Source organism: Kluyvera sp. EC_51 (assembly GCF_019584505.1).
Lineage (GTDB): Bacteria > Pseudomonadota > Gammaproteobacteria > Enterobacterales > Enterobacteriaceae > Kluyvera > Kluyvera sichuanensis.
Genome location: NZ_VDAG01000003.1, coordinates 1 through 6473 on the forward strand (window position 1 = coordinate 1; position 6473 = coordinate 6473).

General features: G+C 50.1%; 8 protein-coding genes and 2 pseudogenes. 8 read left to right on the forward strand and 2 right to left on the reverse strand.

Annotated elements, in window-relative coordinates; all coding sequences use genetic code 11:
- Positions 1 to 96: 96 nt before the first annotated feature.
- Positions 97 to 201 carry an IS3 family transposase gene (locus tag FHC49_RS24550; protein WP_370631739.1) on the forward strand — a complete coding sequence of 35 codons (105 nt, stop codon included), beginning with the start codon at positions 97 to 99 and terminating at the stop codon, positions 199 to 201.
- A 248-nt stretch (positions 202 to 449) separates the two neighbouring features.
- Here FHC49_RS24550 and FHC49_RS01390 read toward each other — a convergent pair whose 3' ends face one another.
- The gene (locus tag FHC49_RS01390; protein WP_035897528.1) at positions 450 to 1025 is read right to left on the reverse strand and encodes a cytochrome b/b6 domain-containing protein; all 576 of its coding nucleotides are present in this window, start codon (positions 1023 to 1025) and stop codon (positions 450 to 452) included.
- Positions 1026 to 1172: 147 nt separating this feature from the next.
- On the opposite strand from FHC49_RS01390, the pseudogene FHC49_RS01395 reads away from it, so the two are divergent.
- Positions 1173 to 1467, forward strand: a pseudogene (locus tag FHC49_RS01395) (ArsR/SmtB family transcription factor).
- Between the two features lies 1 nt (position 1468).
- Positions 1469 to 2002, forward strand: coding sequence for a rhodanese-like domain-containing protein (locus tag FHC49_RS01400; RefSeq protein WP_035897527.1), 534 nt, complete (start codon positions 1469 to 1471; stop codon positions 2000 to 2002).
- Positions 2003 to 2193: 191 nt separating this feature from the next.
- On the opposite strand, the gene FHC49_RS01405 is transcribed toward FHC49_RS01400, so the two are convergent.
- Positions 2194 to 3117 (reverse strand): cation diffusion facilitator family transporter, encoded by a 924-nt coding sequence (locus FHC49_RS01405; RefSeq protein WP_023328909.1) that lies wholly within the window; start codon positions 3115 to 3117, stop codon positions 2194 to 2196.
- A gap of 260 nt (positions 3118 to 3377) precedes the next feature.
- On the opposite strand from FHC49_RS01405, the gene FHC49_RS01410 reads away from it, so the two are divergent.
- The 5 genes and pseudogenes from FHC49_RS01410 to FHC49_RS01430 form a co-directional block, all read left to right on the forward strand.
- Positions 3378 to 3698, forward strand: a complete 321-nt coding sequence (locus FHC49_RS01410) for a metalloregulator ArsR/SmtB family transcription factor (protein WP_035897526.1) — start codon at positions 3378 to 3380, stop codon at positions 3696 to 3698.
- Positions 3699 to 3743: 45 nt separating this feature from the next.
- Positions 3744 to 5033: an arsenite efflux transporter membrane subunit ArsB gene (arsB, locus tag FHC49_RS01415; RefSeq protein ID WP_035897525.1), complete on the forward strand. Its 1290-nt coding sequence runs from the start codon at positions 3744 to 3746 to the stop codon at positions 5031 to 5033.
- 12 nt (positions 5034 to 5045) lie between these two features.
- Positions 5046 to 5474 carry a glutaredoxin-dependent arsenate reductase gene (arsC, locus tag FHC49_RS01420; RefSeq protein WP_035897523.1) on the forward strand — a complete coding sequence of 143 codons (429 nt, stop codon included), beginning with the start codon at positions 5046 to 5048 and terminating at the stop codon, positions 5472 to 5474.
- 149 nt (positions 5475 to 5623) lie between these two features.
- Positions 5624 to 5743: pseudogene (locus FHC49_RS01425) on the forward strand (DUF5431 family protein); the annotation flags it as partial.
- Between the two features lie 160 nt (positions 5744 to 5903).
- Positions 5904 to 6473: IS6-like element IS26 family transposase (locus tag FHC49_RS01430; protein ID WP_032250345.1), on the forward strand; the 570-nt coding region annotated here is incomplete at its 3' end.

Below are 6473 nucleotides of genomic sequence, written 5' to 3' on the forward strand. Positions count from 1 at the left end.
CGGAGAATACTGATGATCTGTTCGTCGGAAAAACGCTTCTTCATGGGGATGTCCTCATGTGGCTTATGAAGACATTACTAACATCGGGGTGTACTAATCAACGGGGAGCAGGTCAACAACCGCCGGATCAGCCTTAAATTGAAAGGCCTCAGTCCTGTTGAATACCGTCTCAAGGCCTTCCCATATCCGCTCAGAATCTAGCTTACGTTTTTGCCTGATTTATGCGTGCTGACAGTCCATGTTAATTTTCTTGCGTCCGCTGTAGCGATCGGCAAGGCTTGGACATGTTCGCAATTGCGTGATTTTGAACAGTCTCTCTGTTACATCACATAATGCGGCCATACCAGTAGGATGGCTTTATGCCCCATTTTCATCAAATACCTTACAGACATTCGCCACGCAGAGCAGATTCCGGATAGTGAGCCTGCACCTGCTGCGCTCTGGCTGTGTCATTCCTTATTCAACTGTTGCAACCGAATTGTCAGGAGCAAATGAAGGATCCCCATCGCACCATGGGCCCAGAAATAGGTCTCAATAAAGACCGTCAGAAACTTATGCAAATGTAGAACGTCATGTACCAGGACCGAATCGGGACCGTACATCATATTCAGAATGAACCAGAGTCCGCCGACAGCCGCCACACCGAGTAATGACAGCACCCCCAGTCCCTGAACGATGGCAGCCATACCTCCGGCATGTGCTTCGGGCAGGCGAAACTGACGCAGCGTCCTGAAATCGTCGGTGACGCCCTGAAAATCCAGATACAGGTATGAGAAATAATACCGGGCACCACGCTGAGCCAGCATCCAGAACAGCATAACCACACCACAAAGCAACAGACCAAACCCGGAAATGATGTGCAGAAAAGTCACCATACCTGTCAACGAAAACTGTCCCAGAGCCTCAGTTTCCGTCATATTCGAATTGATAATCTGAGCCAGAACCAGAACGGCGACAACAATATGAAGTCCCCGAAAGAAAGGCGTGTCCTGATGGGGTAACGCGCGACGAAGATTGACGGCCATAGTTTTTTCACCTCTAACCAGTGGTAGTTCTGGCAATCTGACGGAAAAACATTAACGAAACCTTAACCCACTCTCTCTGGCTCTTCTTGACAACCACCCTAATAGTTTAGAATTATCTAAATTTAGGAGATTCTAAAGTATTTAGCCATGAACGAGATGAGTGAACTGCAAGGCCAGGCGGAAAACGCGGCCGCATTGCTGAAAACACTGAGTCATCCGCAACGTCTGCTGATCCTTTGCATTCTGACCGGGAGTCCTGGTACAGAGGCCGGAGAGCTGAGCAGACTCAGCGGACTCAGTGCTTCAGCCACCTCCCAGCACCTGTCACGAATGAAATCTTGAAGGGACGCGTCAGGCGAGATATATCCGCTATCACATCAAAAATGACGCGATTTTTGCGGTTGTACAGACTCTGAAGAATATTTACTGCCCGGGAGAATAAAATGACCACTGTCACCGTGACGCCTGCTGAAATTAATGCACAGCATGGCAAACCAGTTCTTCTGATTGATATCCGCAGCCATGATGAATGGCGAAGGGAACACATTTCCGGCACACGTTCCCTGCCGCTGGAACAACTTCATGCCGGTTGCTTCAGTGAGACCGGGCTGAGCGAAACGGATACGGTCATTTTCCATTGCCAGAGTGGTATGCGGACCGGGAACGCGGCAGAAAAACTCAGTCAGTTTGTGTATCCGGCACAGGCACTGATCATGCAGGGAGGCCTCAATGCCTGGAAAGCGGCGGGCTACCCGGTTATCGTTGATCGCCGTCAGCCACTACCACTCATGCGACAAGTACAGATTGCCGCAGGGGCGCTGGCCCTCGGCGGAAGTCTGGGCGGACTATTCCTGACCTCTGTGCTGTATGTTATTCCCGGATTTGTGGGTGCGGGCCTGATGCTTGCAGGAATGACAGGCTGGTGCGGGATGGCAAAACTGCTCGCCGTTATGCCATGGAACAGAGAGCATGAATAATTTCCGGTTCAGAAAGAGCGTAATTCAGATGCACCTTTAGTTTACAACAGATTTTCTCTGAGTCAGGCGTCCGCCAATCTGTTGCTGACGGACGCCCGGAATGTTCATGAAAAATAACGTAGTCAGATGACTCTATATTTTATGATGTCATCTGGACTATGTTTTATGGAAAAAAAGGCAGTCTGGAATAATTAGCAAACGGGCAATTCTTCACACTGATAAGGGTCAGTGTGGATCATGACATCCAGCACATTTTTATTTTCCAGAACCGCCTGACGTACTGCTCTGGCAATATCATGCCCTTCACTGACAGAAAGCTCGCCGTCAACTTCAATATGTACATCTACCAGTATGAGATCGCCCGTTTTTCGTGTTTTCAGATCGTGTACTCCGAGGACGTCAGGGACAGCGAGAATAATCGCTTTAATTGCAGTTTCCATCTCAGTGCTTACCGAACGATCCATCAGGTCATGAAGTGCATTGGCGGCAAAAGTGTAGCCCATACGGGCAATCAGAACGCCAACCACTATTGCTGCTACCGGATCAAGCCACGGAAAGCCAAGTAAATTACCGACAATCCCAACAGACACGACCACTGATGAAGCTGCGTCAGAGCGCGCATGCCAGGCGTTGGCGATGAGCAGAGACGACTGAATGCGTGTCGCGACAGCCAGCATATAGCGGAAAAGCAGTTCCTTTGTCACCAGCGCGAACAGTGCTACCCACAACGCAACAATATGCACCTCTGAAATGGCTTCAGGGTGCCACAGCTTGCCGCTTGCGGACCAAATCATTATGGACCCGACAAGGAACAGGATTGCGCCAATAATCAACGACGCCCCATTTTCATAGCGTCCATGACCGTAATGGTGATCTTCGTCAGAAGGCTTGCGACTTTTTTTATTGGCGATCAGAACGACAAAGTCCGACACCAAATCAGAAAACGAATGTATGCCATCAGCGATTAATCCCTGTGAGCCAGAAAATATCCCCAGTAAAATCTGAACGCAGGATAACAATATATTTACAGCTACACTGATCATCGTACTTTTTTGTGCCGCCAATGAACGATTATGATATTCGTTATCATTGCATTTATTTTCATTAAGCTCCATAAAACCTCATTAACACCCCATAATTCAGGATAGCAATTATAATATAATTCAGACCCAAAGGTGTTAAACAGGAAATAAACCAGATCAGGTTCATTGAACGCAATTAATACGGGCTGAAACAGGCGGCCTTGCCTGCGGCCATTCAGCGCAGATAGTGTTTGCGTTAACAAAACTGATACATTTTCTTCCTGAAATCAACGATACCCACAAAAACACATATGATTTATCATATGTGTACATCGATATTACCGGGAGGAAAAATGCTACAGCCTGTTCAACTTTTCAAAATTCTGTCAGATGAAACCCGTCTGGCTATCATGATGCTTCTCCGGGAATCCGGTGAGATGTGCGTGTGTGATATTTGCGCGGCCACCGCCGAGTCGCAGCCCAAAATTTCCCGGCATATGGCAATCCTTCGGGAGGCTGAACTGGTGCTGGACCGTCGGGAAGGGAAATGGGTCCACTACCGGCTCTCTCCACATATGCCCGCATGGGCGGCAGAAACTATCACAACATCCTGGCACTGCCTGCGGGAAGATGTTCGTCAGTGGCTAGAAATATCCGTAGGATCATCCTGCTGACCCGAATCCAACACATTCATTTAACCATATGTAATGGAGCCGAAGATGTTACTGGCAGTGAGTATTTTTTTACTGACGCTGATCCTGGTTATCTGGCAACCCCGGGGACTCAGTATTGGCTGGAGCGCCTGCATTGGTGCTGTGCTGGCCCTGGTTTCTGGTGTTATCCATGTGGGTGACATTCCGGTGGTCTGGAATATCGTCTGGAACGCAACAGCGACCTTTATCGCGGTAATTATCATCAGCCTGCTGCTCGATGAGTCGGGCTTTTTCGAATGGGCTGCGCTGCATGTATCCCGTTGGGGGAACGGGCGCGGTCGTCTGCTGTTTACCTGGATTATCCTGTTGGGCGCAGCCGTTGCGGCGCTGTTTGCTAACGATGGTGCAGCGCTCATCCTGACCCCCATCGTCATCGCCATGCTGCTCGCACTGGGGTTCAGCAAACGGACAACGCTGGCCTTTGTCATGGCCGCCGGGTTTATTGCCGATACCGCCAGTTTACCGCTTATCGTGTCGAACCTGGTGAACATTGTCTCTGCTGACTTCTTCCGGCTTGGCTTTACAGAATACGCATCCGTCATGCTTCCCGTTGATATTGCGGCCATCGCCGCCACTCTGGGCATGCTGCATCTGTTTTTCCGCCGGGATATACCTGCAACATACGACGTCTCTCTTCTGAAAATGCCTGCCAGTGCGATTAAAGATCCTGCAACCTTCAAAGCAGGCTGGATTGTTCTGGTTCTGTTGCTTGTTGGATTCTTTGTGCTTGAACCACTGGGTATCCCTGTTAGCGCTATTGCGGCCGTCGGCGCTGCGGTACTGTTCGCCGTCGCAAAAAAGGGTCACTCCATCAATACCGGAAAAGTGCTGCGCGGTGCGCCGTGGCAGATCGTTGTGTTCTCACTGGGCATGTATCTGGTGGTCTACGGCCTGCGTAATGCGGGTTTAACAGAATATCTATCCGGTGTTCTGAATATGCTGGCGGATAAGGGACTGCTGGCGGCAACGTTTGGCACGGGCTTCCTGACGGCATTCCTGTCATCGGTCATGAACAATATGCCAACAGTTCTTGTTGGAGCACTGTCGATTGACGGAAGCACGGCGTCCGGCGTCATCAAGGAAGCGATGATCTACGCCAACGTGATTGGCTGCGATCTAGGCCCCAAAATCACGCCAATAGGCAGTCTGGCGACCCTGTTGTGGCTGCACGTCCTGTCGCAGAAAAACATGACTATCAGCTGGGGGTATTACTTCCGCACGGGCATCATCATGACCCTGCCGGTGCTGTTTGTCACTCTGGCCGCGCTGGCGCTGCGGCTCTCTGTCACTTTGTAATGAGATACTGAAATGAGCAACATAACCATCTATCACAACCCGGACTGCGGCACGTCACGTAATACGCTGGAGATGATCCGCAACAGTGGCAATGAACCCGCCATTATTTATTATCTTGAAACGCCCCCGACTCACGATGAGCTGGTTAAACTTATTGCAGATATGGGGATAACAGTCCGTGCTCTGTTGCGTAAGAACGTGGAGCCTTATGAGCAGTTAGGGCTAGCAGAGAACAGCTTTAGCGATGAGCAACTTATTGGTTTTATGCTCAAACATCCTATTCTGATTAACCGTCCCATCGTCGTGACTCCCCTTGGAACACGGCTGTGCAGACCTTCTGAAGTCGTACTGGATATTCTCCCGGAGTCTCAGCAAGGTGCATTCACGAAAGAGGATGGTGAAAAGGTCGTTGATGAAGCAGGGAAGCGCGTTAAACCCTAATGCTAAGTAATATGGATAATTTGACTGCTGAGAAGTTAATTTAGCTGTATCCAGAAACAAAAAAGAGTCCGCATTTATGCGAACTCTTTCTGTCAGGCCTCGGTTATTCTGTCCAACTTTTTGGGGTCAGTACAACCGAGGCCGACTGTATGTCTAGTCAACACCAGTATGGCCGCTTACCTGCCGAAAGGCAAGGAGAAGTACGCTATGAAACTGCCGCGAAACGCCCTTATCTGGTGCGTATTAATCGTGTGGGCACTGTTGCAAATAGTCGGTGGTGATAAACTTATCATCCCCTTTTGCTGATGGAGCTGCACATGAACCCATTCAAAGGCCGGCATTTTCAGCGTGACATCATTCTGTGGGGGCACTGTTGCAAATAGTCGGTGGTGATAAACTTATCATCCCCTTTTGCTGATGGAGCTGCACATGAACCCATTCAAAGGCCGGCATTTTCAGCGTGACATCATTCTGTGGGCCGTACGCTGGTACTGCAAATACGGCATCAGTTACCGTGAGCTGCAGGAGATGCTGGCTGAACGCGGAGTGAATGTCGATCACTCCACGATTTACCGCTGGGTTCAGCGTTATGCGCCTGAAATGGAAAAACGGCTGCGCTGGTACTGGCGTAACCCTTCCGATCTTTGCCCGTGGCACATGGATGAAACCTACGTGAAGGTCAATGGCCGCTGGGCGTATCTGTACCGGGCCGTCGACAGCCGGGGCCGCACTGTCGATTTTTATCTCTCCTCCCGTCGTAACAGCAAAGCTGCATACCGGTTTCTGGGTAAAATCCTCAACAACGTGAAGAAGTGGCAGATCCCGCGATTCATCAACACGGATAAAGCGCCCGCCTATGGTCGCGCGCTTGCTCTGCTCAAACGCGAAGGCCGGTGCCCGTCTGACGTTGAACACCGACAGATTAAGTACCGGAACAACGTGATTGAATGCGATCATGGCAAACTGAAACGGATAATCGGCGCCACGCTGGGATTTAAA